The sequence below is a fragment of the Belliella aquatica genome (genome assembly GCF_014637795.1).
GTDB classification, from domain to species: domain Bacteria; phylum Bacteroidota; class Bacteroidia; order Cytophagales; family Cyclobacteriaceae; genus Belliella; species Belliella aquatica.
Genome location: NZ_BMFD01000017.1, coordinates 17,923 through 36,628, shown reverse-complemented (window position 1 = coordinate 36,628; position 18,706 = coordinate 17,923). Strand labels below are relative to the sequence as shown.

Genomic DNA, 18,706 nt, shown 5'->3' with positions numbered 1-18,706 from the left:
ATTAAATAGCAACCATTTTTGAAGAAATACACTTTTCAATAGAAATAAAGATTCACAATTATTTAACTTTCATTTAAACTAATCACTGCTAATACTCTTGAGATAAAGTGTGTTATTGCATTTTTATTTAATTACCCGAATTTAATATCTCAAATATGAAAGTAAGTGTTCTCATGGCGGTGTTCAATACGCCATTTGATTTAGTCAAAAGAGCTCTAGACTCCGTGATGAACCAAGATTTTTGTGATTTTGAATTTATTGTGATCGATGATGGCAGTTCTTTGGCCTTGAGTCAGCAACTGTTGGAATACAGCGTAATTCATCAAAATAAAGTAAACTATATCCGCTGCAAAAATGAAGGTCAATCGTATGCAATCAATCGAGCTGTACATTTTGCAAAGGGAGACTACATTACCATCATTGACAGTGATGATGAATATAAAATCAATCATCTTTCTACTTGTCTTCAAGAAATCCAAAACGCTGATCTGATTTCTTCACTCACGGAAACGATTGTATCCAAAAAAGAAGATTATTACGTCGCTGATAAAAACGATTTACATCAGAACATTCATGTTGACGATTGTATTCTTTTTGCAACTCTCTTTGGTAAAAAAGAAGTCTTTAAAAGCATTCATTTCGAAAATAGGTATGCAGCAGATTCATTTTTTTACGAGCAAGCTTCCAGAAAATTTAAAGTCAGAAAATCACTTCACAGAACTTATATTTATTACCGAAACACCTCTACCAGTATCACCGCCTTACAGAAACAAAGTAGAATAGTTAATTTTTAAACCATGATTCAAACTTCAGGAAATGTAATTTTTGCTTCTCTTTTTACTGGGGTCTATGACGTCAATCGCAATGAATTGCTACCAGCTGATGATTTTCGAATAATACAAAAGTGGTGCGAATCCATTCAAAAACTGAATCTAAGAGGAGTTGTTTTTCACAATAATTTCTCTGAGGAGACCATCAAGCAAGCTAATGCAAAGCATATTCAATTTGTAAAGGTAGATTTCGATAAACGATTGAATGCGAATGTTTACCGATATATTGTCTATTTGGATTTTTTGAAAAAGAACCAAGAAAGCATTCAACATCTATTTATGACAGATATCGCAGATGTTGAAGTTATAAAAAACCCTTTTGAAGAGCTCCTTTTTGCGCAAAAACCTGACAGTTTATTCTGCGGTGATGAAGAGGAAAAATTAAACAATCGCTGGATGTTTGATCATTGCAACCATTTACGAGCTTTGGTTCCAGGGTTTTTGGAATTTGAAGAAGAAAACCAAACCCAAACCTTGTTGAATTGTGGAGTCATTGGTGGAAGCATTCAGGTTATCATTCCATTTTTAGAACTGCTTTCACAGATTCATCTAGAATATACCATTAGCAATAAGACACCTTTTACCCTAGACATGGGAGCGTTTAATTATATCGCTAGGACTTATTTCAAAGAGCGATTGACACATGGATACCCAGTCAATACTCGATTTAAGTCATACGAATCCAATCGAGAAGATTGTTGGTTTAGGCATAAATAGGATTTACGATTATCTGCAAAGACTCCAGTTTACAATGATTTCACTAATAAATATGCAATTATTAATCGACTACTCCGTTGATAGCGCCTGAAAAAAGTTGTCACATTTTGTTAGTGTAGCTTCTTGTAATCATCTGCCTACAATAAAACCGTGAACAATAGTTCAGTAATAGTTCAATAGTTGATACAATAATATATTGGCTATGAACATCAATATTTTCTTGAAGTTCAGCTTGAATTTTTTGAACACATTCAAATAGAATAGTTTTTTCTTTGTCAGAAAGATGAAGTGCTTCTGAAACCTCGTAATGAAAAAAGCTGTGACTTTTTAATTTATCATTCAATGAAGTTGCCCTGATTAAGTCAGGATGAAAAAACAAACCCCAACCCATCATCTTCTCATGCTGTTCAATTTCATTATCTATTTCAATAGTTTGATTGGGTGCAATACATATTAAATTACCGTCTTGAAAGTCAATTGGTTTTCTGCCATATTTGACATTATTCTTACAATAGTTTTTGAACATAACAGAATAGAAGTCAGTAGAAATTTTAGAATTCCCCTCCACCTGTTCACTTACTTTACTGAAATCTAAAACAGCTACTAATGGGTGATGACTGTTCCCCAGATTGAATAATTTATATAAGTCCGCAACGCTACGAAGATGAATTACTTCTCTCATTTCCTTTCAACTAATTCTTTCAAATGTTCAACGTAAAAATGACCCCGTTTTTCTGCAAAGAAATCTAAAGATAATAAGACCGCACATTGAAGAAAAAGCCCCAATCCGAAGCCTTTCCAAAATCCATAATTTGATAAGGCATACATTAAAACAATCCCAAAAAACATCATGGCTATTTCAAAATAGCGATAATTAACAAAGTTATTCATCACCTTCTCCATCCTTGGAATTTCTTCTGATTGAATTTTATGAAATTCTTGCTTTAATATATTTTCTACTCTCGCATTATCTACAGGACTTCTTGTAAAAACTGTTGCCCCGATAATTATTTGAACTATAGAAAAAAAGACTAGAGGAATGGCTATACCTTTCCAAAAGGTCTCTTTTATAACAAAGAAGAAATAAATGGATATAATTACGGCGAGAATACCGAAACCTATAAATAATAAGCTTTCAGCTTTTTCAGCATTGAAATACTTCTCAATTAAATTCATCTTTCTATTAATTTAAAGTCCAAATTGTGATTTAATACCACCTAGGAATATAGCATCATCATATTGTTGACGGTTTGCCATAAGGGTTTTAGCATCTTCACCAGCAGTATACCGCAGTTGATTTTTGCCATCTGTAGCAGCTTCAAAGATTATTTCCGCCACTGTATTTGCTGGAGAAGCATTTTGAGCCATTGATGGCATAGCTGTCATCAAAGCACCGACAATATTTTGATATTCTGTCATACTTTCATCATTACTAAAATCAAAAGATCTTCCACTAAAATCCGTTGCTATCATACCTGGTTCAACAATTTTCACCTGTCCTCCAAATTGCCCTACTTCATAGTAAAGTGATTCGGAAATTCCCTCTACTGCAAATTTTGTCCCATGGTACAATGTACCCAAAGGAAAAGTCATCTTCCCTCCTATCGAAGAAATATTGATGATAATACCTTTTTTATTTTGTCTAAAATGAGGTAAAACAACTTTAGTAACATCTAAAAGCCCAATAACATTAGTATTGAACTGTCTTAGAATTTTATCCCTACTAAATGCTTCCAAAGGCCCATATTCACCAAAATCAGCATTATTGAACAATCCCCAGACAGCTGTATGGTAGAATTGCAGTGCAACTGGACAATAATTACATTTAAGAACTATAAATTAGCTGAAATAAAAAATCAATCTATTAATCCCATACAAAACTGCATGTTAGACATACAAATGGAAGTTTTTAAATCTTCTCGGTATGACAGCTATATATATAAAGACACAAAATTCGGACAGTTTCCTATTTGGGACGGTGGACTTAAATTGCTTATCACGTCTGACAGCAAATATGAAATTATAGAACTACTGAAAAAATACCTAGACAACAGTGATGTTTGCCATTTCCAGATTTATACCCAAGAAAAACACATTGGAAAGTGTTATGACGGTTTTATGCATTGCTAGCTCGACAGCAGTGTCTATAAATTTACGACAGAACAAAAAAAATACGCTGACAATGAGATTGACAATTATCTAAAAAATGAAGGACAGAACGACTGGTACTAACACAGGTTTTGGATTATCTAATGTCCTAAAAAATATCTTTAGAAAATTCTAATTTTAATGTAATATTTCAAGATTTGAGCCACTAAATAAAAAAAAGCAGATTTGAGTTCCGATTTTTATAAAACATCTATACTTCCTTTTTCTGGAATAATCATCAAATTGTGTAGGGCATATACCAATTCACAAGAGGATTTTGAAGATTATTACCAGGAAGTATGTTTGCAAATTTGGAGGAGTAAAGAAAACTTTCGTGAGGAATCCCAATGGAGCACTTGGGTTTATCGAATTTCGCTAAATGTTTGTTTGACTTTATTGAAGAAAAAGAAAAGCAACAGTCAGCCTTTTGTATCCGATTCTTTGCCTGCTCAAGAAACAGAAGACAATTATGCATTTTCTGACGAATCTCTAAATCTGCTCTATGATGCTATTCGAAAACTATCAGAAATTGATAGAGCCATTATCATGCTCTATTTAGAAGAAAAATCATATCAGGAAATCGCTGATATTATGGGTACAAATCCAAACAATATTGGTGTTCGTGTTCAAAGAATTAAAATGAGATTAAAAAAAATATTAGATGGAAAGATCAATTGAAAATATTTGGAAAGAAGGCTTTCAAAAGAATGATAACTTAATAGCACCGGAGATAGATAACCTTTACAACCAAAAATCAATTCATATCATTGATAAGTTCAAGCGGATGTTTCGCAACAACTTGATCGCAATTGTAATAGGATCATTTCTCTTTCTGATTATTTCCTATTATTTGGACATTCCGGTAATGGGAGCACTATTTTTTATAACGCTGATGGTGCATGTCTTTATAAACAAGAATTTGTTGAATAAATTGGAAAGGATTGATCAAGGACAAAATAGCTATCAATACCTCAAGGCTTTCAGCAATTGGATCAAAAAACAAATAGCCATTAATAAGCGATTCTCTAAATTTATGTATCCCATTTTCTTTTTGTCTTTTGTTTTGGGGTTTTGGTTTAAAGATGCTGAAGGCACTGACCTGGGACATAGACTTGTTGATAAAACTCTAATACGTTTTCCGGAAACCTATTTGATTCTTGGAATACCCTTGATGGCTATAATCATTGCCGTCTTAATTATGGGGCTATTGGCATATTTTGGTGGCCGGATTTATAGTTGGGATTTGAACATAATTTACGGAAGGGTATTGAGAAAATTGGATGAATTAATGACTGATTTAGAAAGTTTACGCAGTTAAAAACCCCTCTCAAGACTTGATTTAAAAGCTTTTTTAGATTTAAAAAAAAGATGGTTTTTTGTGTAATATTTTTTGCCTCCAGCCACTAAATAAAAAACAATAAAATTAAGTGGTATGACATTACAAGAGGCAACAAACTTTTTCGAAAGTTTAAAAACTGAAACTTCTGCAACTTCTGAAATAAAAATTTATGAAAAATTTCTGCATGTTCTGCACGAATTGAAAAATAGAGGATTCTCAAAAGAAGAAATTCAATCTATCGAAACTGAATTGAAGAATTTAAATTTAGGATCGAATCCTAGGAATAGGAAAAAGTACTTCGCAAAAGCATTTCGTAAATTTGAAAAATACTTAAAGGATACGTTTTCTTTAACTTCAATTGGACATTATACTAATTTGGGTATAGCTATTGGTTCATCTTTTGGAGTGCTTATTGGAGTTTTGTTATTATCAAGTCTTGAGCGGTCTTTAGGAATCGCCTTTGGAATTAGCCTTGGTTTGCTAGTTGGTATAGTAATCGGTCGTTATATGGATTCTCAGGTAAAAGCTGGAGGAAATTTGATTTAACAAATACCACTGCAAACATTCTCTATCCCCTGATTACTTAAACTATTATTTTCAAATGAATTTCCCCAAAAAATTTTGGTTAGGATATCTATGTTTAAAATTTAACAAATATGGAATCGAACATGACGAAAGCGACAAACACTGGAATGATTGTAAAATGTGCGAGATTCCATCTAAACTCTAAAAACAAATTATAAATAGATGAAATCATTAATAATAACAACACTTTTAACAGCATTCTCAGTCATGAATGTACTTTCACAAGATATTTCAGGGGTGTGGCATGGAATTGCAACCAACCCAGACAATAAAGAAATAACCTTTGTTTTTCTTTTTGAGAGAAATGGTGGAGCTTATAATACAACTATGGCTGTCCCTAATTTTGATATATCTGGCATTAAACCAAAAGCGACCACTTTTAAAAATGGAGCACTAAATATCGACGGTTCAAATGTTGGTATGAAATACGAAGGAAAATTAAACGAAACCACACAGTTAATTGAAGACGAATATACTGAAGGTGGTACTAAGCTCATTTTAAATTTAAAAAAGGGAAATCCAAAAAGTGCAGCCCTCAGCAGACCACAAGTGCCGGAAAAGCTCTATCTATATTTTGAGGAAGAAGTTATTTTTGAAAATCCCAGGGCTATTTTAGTACAGGCAGCAACAATTACACGTCCAATAGGAAGAGAGAAATTCCCAGTGGTTATTTAATCAGTGGAAGTGGAAGACACGACAGAGATGGAAGCATTCCTACCCACAAGCCTTTTTTAGTGCTTTCAGATTACCATACACGTAAAGGCATTGCTGTATTGCGTTTTGATGATCGAGACTTCGGAGAGTCTACGAAAGAAAATAGTTAACAGCACATAATAACACTTATTCAACTCCAATTTTAAAATCTTTAGGTGCACCTGATGAGAATATCAGAAAATTCATTCAGAATGAAACCGAAACTGTTTAAAAACCTTGGAACGTCTATTTCTCATACTATAATCCAGCTGATGAATTTGAAAAATTAACTATTCCTATATTGTCTTTAAATGGAAGCAAGGAAACTCAAGTTAATACAAGCACCAATCAAAGTACCATACGAAATGCTTTAATCAAAGGTGGGAATAAGAAATATAAGGTGATGGAGTTAGAAAACCTGACCCATTTATTTCAAGAATGTAAAACAGGTAAAATGAATGAATATAAAGAGATAGAACATACGATGTTTCCAATTGCCATGAATTAAATTTCTTGTTGTATTTTGGAAATAGTTCGTTAAAAATAAAAAATGAATACAAGCAACAGCCAACACATATAGTAAACCATACAAAACACGACTAATAACCAATTTAATAAAAGTGCACCACCAAGAAAAAAAGAATATTTTGAAAAAGAAAAAAACAAAACGAATACTCAGAACCGTATTTATTCTTGCAAGCATAGGCTCCTTGTACTTCGTACCATGGATTTTGGTAAAGGCTTGGATTTTACCACTCCCTGATACGGTTCAAGAACAAATAGATGAAGCAATTGAATATGGATTTGATGGTCTGATTGTTTACGTGGATCAAACTGGAAAGCCACCAGAGTTTTATGCCGCAGGCTGGCACGACCGAGAAAATAAAATACCTGCCTACCCGCAAGCGCTATTTAAGATTGGCAGTATCACCAAATTATATTTGGCTGTTGCTACCGCCAAATTAGTTAAAGAAGGGCGTTTATCTTTAGATAAAACACTCGCTGTATATTTTCCAGAACTCGCCGGAAGAATTCAATATTCGGACAAAATCACCTTGAGAATGATGCTTCAGCATCGCAGTGGCATTCCCAATTTCGTGGACCATCCAGATTATTGGAAAAAACCTCCAAAAGGCCGACAAGAAATACTTGATTACGGACTGGATTTGCCTGCTGACTTTGAACCGGGTGAAGATTATGGTTATTCAAATACCAATTACATGTTGATTGAAGACCTCATGGATAAAATATTGGGCTATCCACACCAACAATACATAAAAGACGAAATCTTAAACCCACTTGGGCTGAAAAACACTTTCGGTTCGCTTAGCGAAGTGGATTTAGACGACGTGATGAGTGGCAATTATGTTGGCGTTGATAAAGATTTTAAGTATGAAGACACAGGCTTAATGCTAGCTACTGCTGAGGATGTGGGTAAATTTTTGAAGGCATTAAACGATGGCTCGGTATTTAAGGAGGGGGAACAGGAGATATATTCTTCTATTTACGTGTACGAACATACAGGTTTGCTCCCTGGCTATCAGAGTATCGCGAAATACCACAAAGATATGGATATGGTAGTCATCCAATTCAATAATACTACCAACTTTGATGGGTATGAATGGAGTATAGCGGAAATGGTCTATAGCCGAATTGTAAAAATACTAAAGAAGCAAAATAGCTAGTAGTTCTGTTAGAAATTATGACAATGAAAATACTAAAAATATAACTCAGTGATATTAAAATAACAAAATGAAACACATCTTACAAGCAATTTTGACTTTCGGAATCATCATCCTCATTCAACAGTTTGGAAATGCTCAGACAAATGAAAACCAACAGTTTTTACAAAAAGTAGGTGTTTTGGATAGTCTCTTTTCTGGGGTCCTAAACGAGTCAAGAAAAATCTACATTCAACTTCCCGACAGCTACAACCCTGAGAAAAAGCAGAAATATCCGGTATCCTTTATTTTAGATGGAGAAATATTTCTTCCAACACTTAACGCTGTGCATCATTTTTACAGTGGCGGATTTATGCCCGAAATGGTACTGGTCGGCATCTCCAATAAAAAAAACAGATTAAGGGATTTAACCACATCAACCATAAATACCCAATTTGGGATGCCTTTTAATGAAAAAAATGGGGAAGCTGATAATTTTAGAAAGTTTGTCGAAACAGAACTTATTCCTTTTATAGAAAACAAATATCCAGTTACCCACTATAGAACATTAATTGGTCATTCTTATGGAGGCTTGTTTACTATTTCCACGTTAATTAATCAACCTGGTTTATTTGCGAATTACTTAGCCATCGACCCAAGTCTGGATTGGGATAATCAAAAATTATTGAAAGAAGCAGATGAGATCCTTGCCACTCAGAAACATGAAAACAAAGCTTTGTTCATTTCTTTGAGCGGGCAATTGAATTTGCAGGACTCAGAGGTAACAATCGATAATGTGATGCAGGACACAACGAACTTCACTTTGTTCTCCCGTTCGAATATTGCCTTTTCAAAACTAGTAGAGGAAAACGTTAAAAACGGATTGACTTTTAAATGGAAATTTTATCCCAGAGATATACATGGAACCATTCCTCTTCCGTCTATCATGGACGGTTTAATTTCAATTTTTGAATGGTATCAAATGGAAAACACTGATAAAATAAATTCATTTGACACACCTAAAGAAGAGCTTTTTAGTATAGTAAAATATAGGGAAAAGAAGCTCAAAGACCATTTTGGATATGCCGAACCACCTTATCCAGAAGAACTTTTAATTATGTCAGGTTACATGAATATGGATATGCAACAACAAGAAAAATCGAAAATGTACTTTGAACTTGCCATGGAGTATTATCCTGAAAGTGCAAATACCTATGATTCTATGGCAGATTATTATGAAAGAAATGGTGATAATGGCAATGCTCTAAAGTTTGTAACTAAAGCTTTTGAAATTAGTGGAGATAATTATTATAAAAAAAGGATAGAATCACTTAAGAAAAAATAGAAGGTCTAAAAAAAATATAGGCACGAATTAATTTATCTTCCAGATATATTATTTAGAAAAAATATTGAGACAAAAGACTAATTCAAATTATAATATGAATAAAGATATCTCACTTTCAAAATCAGCAATAATAGCTGGAATTGGACTTTTAATGATGACATTAACGGTTCCATTTGCCGAATTTAAAATAATCCCAGATTTAGTAAATCCAAATAATGCATTAGAAACTGCATCTAATATCACAAATAATTCATTCTTGTTTAATGTTGCTATATTTCTGATCTTTATTACAATAGTAGCCGATATTGTTGTGGCTTGGGCACTTTATATATTTTTAAAGCCTGTAAGTAAAAATCTTTCCTTACTCACAGCTTGGTTTCGCTTGCTATACACTGGGGTTTATCTTGTTTCCGTAACAAATTTGATTAAGGTTTTTGCCCTAACAAAAGGGTCTTCCTACTTTATTTCAAATTCTCAGGAGCAAATTTCAGAGTTAATGCTATTTTATATAAAATCTTATAAATATGAATGGTTTTTCGGCCTAGTGTTATTTGGTCTATATCTTATTCTTCTTGGCTTTTTGGTATTAAAAGCAGGATATATACCCAAAATAATGGGTTGGTTATTAATCATCGCTGGGTTAGGTTATGTCGTTGGCCATTTAAAAGTGTTTTTGTATCCGGATTTCAATACAAGCTTTACTGTGGTTACTGCATTGGGTGAATTGGTATTTATGCTTTGGCTCCTCATTAAAGGTTCAAGGACAGAGGAATTACAAATAGGTTAATAAACTTGCTGCAACAATTTATATAAATAATAGTGGTTTAATCACTAAAAGTGAAGTAAATAAATAAAAATTTGAATTTTGGATCAAGATAGAACTCCTTTGATTCTTAGGCCCTAGGATGTAAAATGATACATTCTATTATGTTAAAAAACCTGATCATATAATGGTCTGAAAGAATAATTAAATCCAATAATTGGAGTTGAGCTTAAATTAAGCGATTTTCTTTGCGTAAGTCAAAATTTTAAAATCCAGACGCTCTTTCAAGCACATTTGCTGTTCCGTTGCGCTCCACACCAATAGAGCTTTCACTTTTCTACCATTCAAAGGATAATAGCTTAAATTATTCTATAACATTAAAGACAGGTATAAGCTGAGTTTTAAGCTATGAGAGTAAAAAACATTTTAACACAATTCAATCAAATACTAACTTATTCCAATCAATTGGATAAGAATTGCTTCACTTATGGTAATGCTGTGAATGCTTTACTTCAGTCAAGTTGTCTACAGGTCCATTCGATCAAACATATCAAAGATTTCTCCATTTACCTTAAACCATATTATTTCAGGAAAACCCAAGTGAAACTGATAGCTCCAAACCTCATTCCAGTCTATATTTTGTTCCAGCATCCATTTTCTGATTATTGAAACTATAATTTCGGGGTCATCTTCCCAATATTCAACTAGGGTTTTTGGATATCATGTAAGACATCTTCTTGGTTTGCCTATTTTTGATGGATTCAGTTGGACTCATTTTAAACTCCATTCCAAAATATTGTTGATTGGTAAATCCTGTCACCTAGGCTATTTCGGATATAAACATTGAGCATTGAGTTCTTTTTAAGCAATTAGGCAGCTCTTTTGATTCTTATGGTTTTGATGAAATTTAGTATATTTGAAAAGATTCGAGGGGAAGATTACACCAAAATCAAAACTCCAATTTTTCAAAACTTCAATTCATTCAAGGCATAAAATTATAGCATATAAAAAACCTTACCTGACAGATAGCACTGAATTAAATCTATACAAAGGGTTATTAAAGGCCCTCTAACTGATAGGTTGTAGGGAATCACTCCATTAGTTTTCGATCAATCCTATTTGACCATCAAAACAAACAATAAGACATGAAAGAACTTCCAATTTGGATTTTAAAGTCATTTACTCTCCTGATCACTTTACTTTTTGAACATCAAGTTGTTTGGGGACAATCTCAATTGCTTTATAAGACAGTAGGGCAGGATTCACTCTACATTGAATTCCAGTTACCTGATTCAAAGTCTGATCAATCAGTACCGTTGATCGTATTTTACTTCGGAGGAGGTTGGAATACTGGAACAATTGAGCAATTCCGACCACATGCTGAGTACTTCTCTAAAAGAGGCTTAGCAACAGCTTTAGTCGATTATCGTGTTTTTACAAGACATGGGACCTCCCCATTTGCTTCATTGAGAGATGCAAAATCAGCGATCAGGTTTTTACGGAAAAATGCAGATAGTTTAGGAATTGATCAAGACAGAATTATAGCGGCTGGAGGATCCGCAGGTGGGCAGCTAGCAGCTGCCACAGCGTTGACTGAAGGTTATAATGAACCTACAGATGATCTAGAAATAAGTTGCAAACCAAATGCTCTAATTTTATTCAACCCTGTAATTGACAATGGTCCAGCAGGATATGGCTACGAACGAATCAAGGAGCAATACCCCTATTTTTCTCCCTTACACAATATAAGAAGAGGTGCACCGCCAACGATAATCCTAATAGGAACTGAAGATCAGTTGATTCCAGTAGAAACGATAGAATACTACACCATGGCCATGAAAAAAGTAGGAAGTATTTGTGAATTAAATTTATATGAAGGTCAAAGTCATGGATTCTTTAATTTTAAAAACATTGAAAACTATCAAAGAACAATTATGGAAGCCGATCTATTTATTCAATCTTTAGGCTGGTTAGAAGTAAAATAAGATTGCAAATAACAAGACATACAACGAACTTATTAGATTTCAATCTCTAAAAAATTAAAGTGCAATATTCTCTCCTATCTCTAAGTTTTCAAAACTTTCAATTTTTTCTATTCAAAAACTAATCTCCAATAAACTCGGACCTTCAACTCAAAATTGCACATAAGAGCAGTTTATTTTATTTCTTGACTCAACTTTTAAAAAGTTCCTCAATTGGATTATAGCGGTCTATTGCTGATCTACATATCAAAACGATACTTCAATTTTTTTTTGAAGCCTTTCCACCAAAAGCTCGGTTTCATTCAGTGTTAACCTAACCTTTTATCTCCAAAAGATTTTGAGAGGTTTTATACTGGTTTTTGGTCGTTCCCTAATGACTTCAAAAAGCATTGAATAAATATGAAGGAGCCTTTGAGTTAATTATAGCATAAATGATTCCAGCAAAAAGTTTGGACGGAGTTACATTAAACTTGCAAAAACTGAGAAAACTAGCATATCAAGAATTGAACAATATGCAGAATTGTTGGCGAAAAGGAAAAAAATTGAGAGAGAGTTCGTACTTGTAATTAAAAGGATTTCTGAAGAACCTCAATAAAAATATAATTATATACAATCATATCAGGAATTGATTTTGTTACAAGTGATCTTGCTCATAATTGTCAACTAGGCGCACAAGAGTCAACCGTTTAGGGTTCACGACCCATTCAAATATGGTTTTTCGATTGTTTTTAAGTGGTTATTGATTGGAAAAGCTGATATACGTATTGATTATTTTAATTATACGCTTCTTCTCAGGTAGCTTCAATTCCATGGGAGATTGCTCGCATATATTCAATGTCTATGAATTACTTCTCCGCTGTGGCGGGCCTAATATCAATGAATCTCGGAACTAAGCTAAATCAGGTTTTTTTCCATTGTAACTAACAAACTTCAGATTATCTGTGTTAATTTTTAAGAAAAGTTATATAAAATCTTGACTGAGTAAATAAAAAATTTTATATTAAGTCATCCTTTTAATAACTACGTTTTGATTTATAAATGAATTTCTCTTCAATGCTCTCAAAATAAACCTTAAAAATTTGAGGGTTTTATCACCATACTAATAAAAGCACTGGTCTTGTTTAACCATTTAAAATAATTATACAGAAAGATGATTATCCGTAGTTAGAGTAGTATATCTATTAATTTCATAATACTATATAGAAATTAGTTAGACTGTCTATTAAAAGTAGTCCCACGATTCAAAAAATAAGTTTCAACAAAATTATATTGGGCTGCTTGGAAGGTTTTTAACATGATTTCAAATAATAATATTATGAATGAAAATAAATACAGTAGCCTTCTTCTTGACCAAGTCAAAGATCTCGCATGGGTTGTCGATTCTAATTTATTATTGGTTTATGGGAATAAAGCCTATTTTAATGTAATAAATGAAGTAACCGGTACTGATAAAGCATTGCATACTTCCGTTTTAACGGAAGGGTTTGGATATGGATTGATTGATAAATGGAAAAATTATTACCTTCGTGCATTATCAGGAGAAAATTTTGAAGTTGAAGAAGATTTTTATAATCCAGTCGACAAAAAGCTTCAGTATTCTCGTATCTCCCTCTCTCCTATTTTTGATAATCATGGTAAAGTTGAAACGATAATTTGCCGTTCTACCGATATTACTCCTTCACTCGATCCAAAGGATCATGCAAGTAGTCTAATGAATGCTTCTCAAGATGTGTTGTGCACGATCGATACAGCTGGTAAATTTTTATTTGTGAGTGCCGCTTCCTTAGATCATTGGGGCTATACATCTGAAGAATTAATAGGTATGCCTTTCAAAGACTTACTTATTAAAGAAGATTATGAAAAAATAAATCAGATTGTTGATGAAACCAGTAAAGAAAAAGAATTCAAATCAATCCCTATTAGACTTAATAGGAAAACGGGGGGTATTGCTTATAGCTCGTGGAGCACTACTTGGAATAGGGAATCCAAGTTGATTTATTGCGTGGTAAGAAATATCAAAGAGCAAATAGAGCAAGAAACAGAAAAAGAATTACTCCGTCAAATCAGCTTAAGCTTTAATACTGAAGAGGATTTAATTCCTGCTGCTAATGGGTTATGTGAAAATCTTTACAAGTTTGGAAGTTTTGATTTAATAGAACTTTGGTGCCCCAACATGGAGCAAACTCAACTAAAATTAGTTGGTCATAGCAAACATAGCCAAAGCTTCTTTGAAATTGAGCCATTGGAAACAACGTTTAAAAAAAATGAAGGATTGCCAGGTAAAGTTTGGTCAAAAGGAAAGCAGATTCTTTGGAATGGTGATCAGATAGACCAATTCTTTATCAGAAAAAAAGGAGCCTCACATCTTGGGCTACAAGCCTTAATAGGTATGCCTTTAACCTTTAATAATGAATTGGTTGGTGTTCTCCTAATTGGTACCAAGCGCGATGAAAAATACCTAAATCAACTTTGTTCAGTATTAAAAGGCCTAGATAATTTTATTGGATCAGAAATTCATCGTAAGCGACTGGAAAATAACCTCAGAAATGTATTTGATTCGACACCTGAGATTTTATGCATTACCGATTTTAAAGGGCGTTTTTTAAAAATGAATAATGCTGGGTATGCTCTTTTAGGATATTCCAAAGATGAAGTATTGTTTCATACTTTAGATGATTTTAGCATCAAAGAAGATCAAGGGGAATTTGTTAAAAAAGTTAAGAAAATATCCAATGATGATCCAGTTTTTAACTTTGAAAATCGTTTCCTATCAAAAGATGGACAGTTAATTTGGTTGAATTGGAATTGTAATCCAATCCTTGAGGAAGGATTGGTTTACGCTGCTGCAAAAAACATCACAGCAGAAGTAAAATTAAGAGAGTTAAATTCCCAAGCTGGATCACTTGCAAAAATTGGATCTTGGGAAGTAAATCTTGAGCAAAAGACTGTATTCTGGTCTAAAATAGTTCATCAGCTTCACGAAACGGATCCAGACACTTTCATTCCTGATTTAGCCCTTGGAATTAACTTCTATCGTAAAGATTTTAGACCATTAGTTTCTAAAAGCATAGATGCATGTATTCATACTGGTGAAGGTTTTGATTTTGAAGCAGTAATCATTACCCAAAAGCTTAAAGAAAAATGGGTAAGATCCATAGGAAATGTAGAAATAGTAGAGGGCATACCCAAAAGAATATTTGGTAGTTTTCAAGATATAACTGACAGAAAACAGTCAGAAATCAGGTTACAAACACTTTCTGATGACCTCCCAGGCGTAACATTCCAATATGTAATCACGCCAGATGGAAAGAACTTCATGCAATCTGTAAGTAAAGCATCCATCAAAATTTGGAGGCTTAGTGCAGATAAATGCGAAAAAGACAATAATCAAGTATGGGAACAAATAATAAAAGGAGGAGATTACGAAAAAGTACAACAGTCCATTGAAGCATCCATAAAAACTCGGAACAAATGGCATTTTCGTTGGAGAAATATACTTCCAAATGGTGATAAAAGATGGCATGAAGGGTTTGGGACTCCTAATTACTTACCCAATGGTACAGTAATTTTTAATTCAATGATATTTGATATTACAGATGAAAAACTGGCTATCGATTTATATGAAGAAGCATCAGAATTAGCAAAAATTGGGAACTGGGAATTAAATCTCCGCAATCAAAATGAGACTGACAATATGTATTGGTCACCCATGCTAAAAAATATCATGGAGGTGAATGATGATTATAATCCAAGTCTAACAGGAGGCTTCGAGTTCTATGAAGAAGAAAGTAAGGCTTTAATTCAAAAGAGTGTTGAACAATTGATTGAGTCAGGGAAATCTTTTGATCTTGGCTTATTAATTCAAACAGCCAAAGGGAATAGCAAATGGATTCGGTGTATTGGAAATGCTGAATTTCTGGAAGGAAAATGTCAAAGAATCTATGGTAGTTTTCAAGATATCCATGATTTGAAAACCGCAGAGTTACAGCTTAAAACTTTAACCGATAATCTTCCAGGCGTTATTTTTCAATATTTAATGCATCCAAATGGAGAAGATCAAATTTTATACATCAGTGAGGGTAGTTATAAAGTTTGGGGTCTTTCACCTGAGGAGTGCAAAAATTCACCTGAAAAAATATGGCAGCAAATTAAAGCAGGTGGAAATCAAGCAGAACTAATAAATTCAATAATTGAATCATCTTTAAACCTAACACCATGGCATTCGGAGTGGAAAAATGTGTCCTTAGATCAAAGTGTTAAATGGTATGAAGGGAGAGGATTACCACAAAGATTACCAGATGGAGCAATCTTATGGAATTCATTAATTATAGATATTACCGAAAAGAAAGCATTTGAAAGTAAGTTTCAAGAAGCTTCTGTTGAAATGATGACCATTTTAGAAAGTATATCAGATGCTTTTTATGCAATAGATCTTGAGTGGAATTTCACTTATTTTAATAAAGAAGCTGAAAATCTTTTAAAAAAGAAAGCAGATGAAGTTTTGGGAGGTAATATTTGGGAAATTTTCGAGCCAGCCAAAGGTACGGTATTGGAAGAAGTATACAGGCGTGTAGCCTTAACTGGTAAGTCTGAAAGCTTTGAATATTATTATCCTGGAGATTGCTGTTGGTATGATATTACCACTTACCCATCCAGCGGAGGCATATCTATTTATTTTAAAAACATCGACGAGCGCAGAAATGCAGCAGAAAACCTAGAAAAAGCTTACCGAGAAAAAAATCAAATCTTAGAAAGTATCGGAGATGCATTTTTTGCAGTAGATGAGGAGTGGATTATAACCTACTGGAACAAACAAGCCGAAACAGTCATGGGTAAAAATAAAGAAACTGTAATTGGTAAAAATATTTGGAAAGTCTATCCCGACGCAATAGATTCTGATTTTTACAAGCAGTATCATAAAGCCATGTTCAGTGGGGAAATCATAAACTTTGAAGAACATTATACTGCTTTAGATATGTGGATAGAGGTCACCGTTTATCCTTCTGGAAATGGGTTATCTATATATTTTAAGGATATCACACTGAGAAAAAAAGCAGATATCAGACTGGTACAGGCGAATGACCGTTTTGAATTGGTTACAAAAGCGACGAATGACGCCATTTGGGATTGGGATATAAAAAATGACAATTTTTACAGATCGAATAATATCTACAAGATTTTGGGGCACAGCGCTTCAACTAAATTGAAAGAAAGTCAATTTTGGCAAGATTCTTTTCATCCTGAAGATGTAGCAGCATTGAAAAAGAGTCTTGAAATCACCTTAAAAGATCCTCAATCCGAGCGCTGGACAATGGAATATAGAGTTTATAACGAGCATCAAGAAGAACGTTTTATAATCGATAGAGGAATTATTGTAAGAAATAAAAATGGGGAAGCCATCAGAATGGTTGGCGCTATGACCGATTTAACAGAACAAAAAAAGTTAGAGAAAGATCTATTTCAATTAAGTAAATCCTTAAAAAATTATGCCAAAGAGTTGGAAAGGTCAAATGAAGAGTTGGAGCAATTCGCATTTATTACGTCACATGATTTGCAAGAACCCCTACGAATGATCTCAAGTTTTATGGATCAGTTAAAGAGAAATTATTCAAATAAATTGGATAATAAAGCACTTCAATATATACATTTCGCAACCGATGGAGCGAAACGTATGAAACAGATTATATTGGATTTACTACTTTATTCCAGAGCAAATAAGCCTTCGGAGCAAATTGAGGAAGTTGATCTTAATGAAATAATTAATGAATACACTCAGTTAAGAAGAAAACTCATCGCAGAGAAAAAAGCAATAATCAAATTTGAGGTACTTCCAAAACTAAACATTAATAGAGCGCCGATAACACAAGCTATTCACTGTTTGCTTGACAATGCACTTAAATACTCAAAGCAGAATGTATCTCCTGAAATTGAAATTGATGTAGAAGAAAAAGAAACAGTATGGGAGTTTACTATCAAAGATAACGGGATTGGGATAGATAAAAAGTTTCACGAAAAAATCTTTGTTATTTTCCAAAGACTTCATAACCGAAAAGAAAATGACGGTACTGGTATTGGTTTATCCATTGCAAAGAGAAGTATTGAATTTCTAGGAGGTAAAATTTGGCTAATATCTGAGGTAGGAATAGGGACTACCTTTTATTTCACAATTGCTAAAACAAAAAATCAAATATGATGAACGTAAGAAGTTTAAAACTAGCACATATACTGCTGGTAGAAGATAATGAAGGTGATATTTTGCTCACCCTAGATGCCTTTGAAGAAAGTAAAGTTGACATTAAGGTAAGTGTAGTAAGGAATGGGCAAGAAGCTTTAGATTTTTTGAATAAAGAAGGTGAGTTTGCGGATGCTCAAAGGCCGGATTTGATTTTATTAGATATTAATATCCCGATCTATAATGGTCTTGAAGTTTTAGAAAAAATTAAAAATGATCAAAGTTTAAAAAGAATACCTGTGATCATGCTCACAACTTCTTCCAATCAAAAAGATGTTGAAAGTGCGTATAAAAACTATTGTAATAGCTATATAAAAAAACCATTAGAAATGGATGACTTCTTGGCTGCAATAAAAAAAATTGAGGAATTTTGGCTACAGCTAACCATACTATCTGCATAACAACTTAATT

General features: G+C 33.3%; 16 protein-coding genes. 13 read left to right on the top strand and 3 right to left on the bottom strand.

The window, feature by feature from the left end:
• Nucleotides 1-155 precede the first annotated feature (155 nt).
• Together IEV57_RS16870 and IEV57_RS16865 are read left to right on the top strand one after the other, a co-directional pair.
• On the top strand, nt 156-794 hold the full coding sequence (locus IEV57_RS16870; protein ID WP_188444221.1) for a glycosyltransferase family 2 protein: 639 nt from the start codon (nt 156-158) through the stop codon (nt 792-794).
• A gap of 3 nt (nt 795-797) precedes the next feature.
• Nucleotides 798-1,547 (top strand): hypothetical protein, encoded by a 750-nt coding sequence (locus tag IEV57_RS16865; RefSeq protein WP_188444220.1) that lies wholly within the window; start codon nt 798-800, stop codon nt 1,545-1,547.
• A gap of 100 nt (nt 1,548-1,647) precedes the next feature.
• On the opposite strand, the gene IEV57_RS16860 is transcribed toward IEV57_RS16865, so the two are convergent.
• The 3 genes from IEV57_RS16860 to IEV57_RS16850 are packed head-to-tail and all read right to left on the bottom strand — an operon-like array spanning nt 1,648 to nt 3,350.
• Nucleotides 1,648-2,229 (bottom strand): hypothetical protein, encoded by a 582-nt coding sequence (locus IEV57_RS16860; RefSeq protein ID WP_229744548.1) that lies wholly within the window; start codon nt 2,227-2,229, stop codon nt 1,648-1,650.
• Entirely contained in the window at nt 2,226-2,723 is a 498-nt protein-coding gene (locus tag IEV57_RS16855; RefSeq protein ID WP_188444219.1) for a hypothetical protein, read from the bottom strand. The genes IEV57_RS16860 and IEV57_RS16855 overlap by 4 nt, the downstream gene beginning before the upstream one ends.
• Before the next feature lie 12 nt (nt 2,724-2,735).
• Nucleotides 2,736-3,350, bottom strand: a complete 615-nt coding sequence (locus tag IEV57_RS16850; RefSeq protein WP_262891054.1) for an SDR family NAD(P)-dependent oxidoreductase — start codon at nt 3,348-3,350, stop codon at nt 2,736-2,738.
• 531 nt (nt 3,351-3,881) lie between these two features.
• Between IEV57_RS16850 and IEV57_RS16845 the strand changes: the two genes are divergently transcribed.
• From IEV57_RS16845 to IEV57_RS16795, 11 genes are all read left to right on the top strand, one after another.
• Complete coding sequence (locus IEV57_RS16845; protein WP_188444218.1) at nt 3,882-4,373, top strand: RNA polymerase sigma factor; 492 nt, start codon at nt 3,882-3,884, stop codon at nt 4,371-4,373.
• Nucleotides 4,357-5,013 (top strand): hypothetical protein, encoded by a 657-nt coding sequence (locus tag IEV57_RS16840; RefSeq protein ID WP_188444217.1) that lies wholly within the window; start codon nt 4,357-4,359, stop codon nt 5,011-5,013. Before IEV57_RS16845 ends, IEV57_RS16840 begins: the two co-directional genes overlap by 17 nt.
• Before the next feature lie 114 nt (nt 5,014-5,127).
• Entirely contained in the window at nt 5,128-5,580 is a 453-nt protein-coding gene (locus tag IEV57_RS16835; RefSeq protein WP_188444216.1) for a hypothetical protein, read from the top strand.
• Between the two features lie 201 nt (nt 5,581-5,781).
• Nucleotides 5,782-6,294, top strand: a complete 513-nt coding sequence (locus IEV57_RS16830) for a hypothetical protein (RefSeq protein WP_188444215.1) — start codon at nt 5,782-5,784, stop codon at nt 6,292-6,294.
• Between the two features lie 319 nt (nt 6,295-6,613).
• On the top strand, nt 6,614-6,820 hold the full coding sequence (locus tag IEV57_RS16825) for a hypothetical protein (protein WP_188444214.1): 207 nt from the start codon (nt 6,614-6,616) through the stop codon (nt 6,818-6,820).
• A 139-nt stretch (nt 6,821-6,959) separates the two neighbouring features.
• A complete protein-coding gene (locus tag IEV57_RS16820) occupies nt 6,960-7,997 on the top strand; it encodes a serine hydrolase domain-containing protein (protein ID WP_188444213.1) in 1,038 nt (345 codons plus the stop codon).
• 67 nt (nt 7,998-8,064) lie between these two features.
• Nucleotides 8,065-9,318 (top strand): alpha/beta hydrolase-fold protein, encoded by a 1,254-nt coding sequence (locus IEV57_RS16815; RefSeq protein ID WP_188444212.1) that lies wholly within the window; start codon nt 8,065-8,067, stop codon nt 9,316-9,318.
• 94 nt (nt 9,319-9,412) lie between these two features.
• Nucleotides 9,413-10,105, top strand: coding sequence for a DUF4386 domain-containing protein (locus IEV57_RS16810; protein WP_188444211.1), 693 nt, complete (start codon nt 9,413-9,415; stop codon nt 10,103-10,105).
• Between the two features lie 1,121 nt (nt 10,106-11,226).
• A complete protein-coding gene (locus tag IEV57_RS16805) occupies nt 11,227-12,066 on the top strand; it encodes an alpha/beta hydrolase (RefSeq protein ID WP_188444210.1) in 840 nt (279 codons plus the stop codon).
• A 1,312-nt stretch (nt 12,067-13,378) separates the two neighbouring features.
• Entirely contained in the window at nt 13,379-18,256 is a 4,878-nt protein-coding gene (locus IEV57_RS16800) for a PAS domain S-box protein (RefSeq protein WP_188444209.1), read from the top strand.
• Nucleotides 18,253-18,696, top strand: a complete 444-nt coding sequence (locus IEV57_RS16795) for a response regulator (protein ID WP_229744546.1) — start codon at nt 18,253-18,255, stop codon at nt 18,694-18,696. The genes IEV57_RS16800 and IEV57_RS16795 overlap by 4 nt, the downstream gene beginning before the upstream one ends.
• Nucleotides 18,697-18,706 lie beyond the last annotated feature (10 nt).

Coding starts and splice junctions, on each gene's coding strand:
- IEV57_RS16805 (WP_188444210.1), top strand. CDS start 11,227: ATGAAAGAACTTCCAATTTGGATTTTAAAGTCATTTACTCTCCTGATC.
- IEV57_RS16840 (WP_188444217.1), top strand. CDS start 4,357: ATGGAAAGATCAATTGAAAATATTTGGAAAGAAGGCTTTCAAAAGAAT.
- IEV57_RS16800 (WP_188444209.1), top strand. CDS start 13,379: ATGAATGAAAATAAATACAGTAGCCTTCTTCTTGACCAAGTCAAAGAT.
- IEV57_RS16830 (WP_188444215.1), top strand. CDS start 5,782: ATGAAATCATTAATAATAACAACACTTTTAACAGCATTCTCAGTCATG.
- IEV57_RS16835 (WP_188444216.1), top strand. CDS start 5,128: ATGACATTACAAGAGGCAACAAACTTTTTCGAAAGTTTAAAAACTGAA.
- IEV57_RS16860 (WP_229744548.1), bottom strand. CDS start 2,229: ATGAGAGAAGTAATTCATCTTCGTAGCGTTGCGGACTTATATAAATTA.
- IEV57_RS16855 (WP_188444219.1), bottom strand. CDS start 2,723: ATGAATTTAATTGAGAAGTATTTCAATGCTGAAAAAGCTGAAAGCTTA.
- IEV57_RS16815 (WP_188444212.1), top strand. CDS start 8,065: ATGAAACACATCTTACAAGCAATTTTGACTTTCGGAATCATCATCCTC.
- IEV57_RS16865 (WP_188444220.1), top strand. CDS start 798: ATGATTCAAACTTCAGGAAATGTAATTTTTGCTTCTCTTTTTACTGGG.
- IEV57_RS16795 (WP_229744546.1), top strand. CDS start 18,253: ATGATGAACGTAAGAAGTTTAAAACTAGCACATATACTGCTGGTAGAA.
- IEV57_RS16810 (WP_188444211.1), top strand. CDS start 9,413: ATGAATAAAGATATCTCACTTTCAAAATCAGCAATAATAGCTGGAATT.
- IEV57_RS16870 (WP_188444221.1), top strand. CDS start 156: ATGAAAGTAAGTGTTCTCATGGCGGTGTTCAATACGCCATTTGATTTA.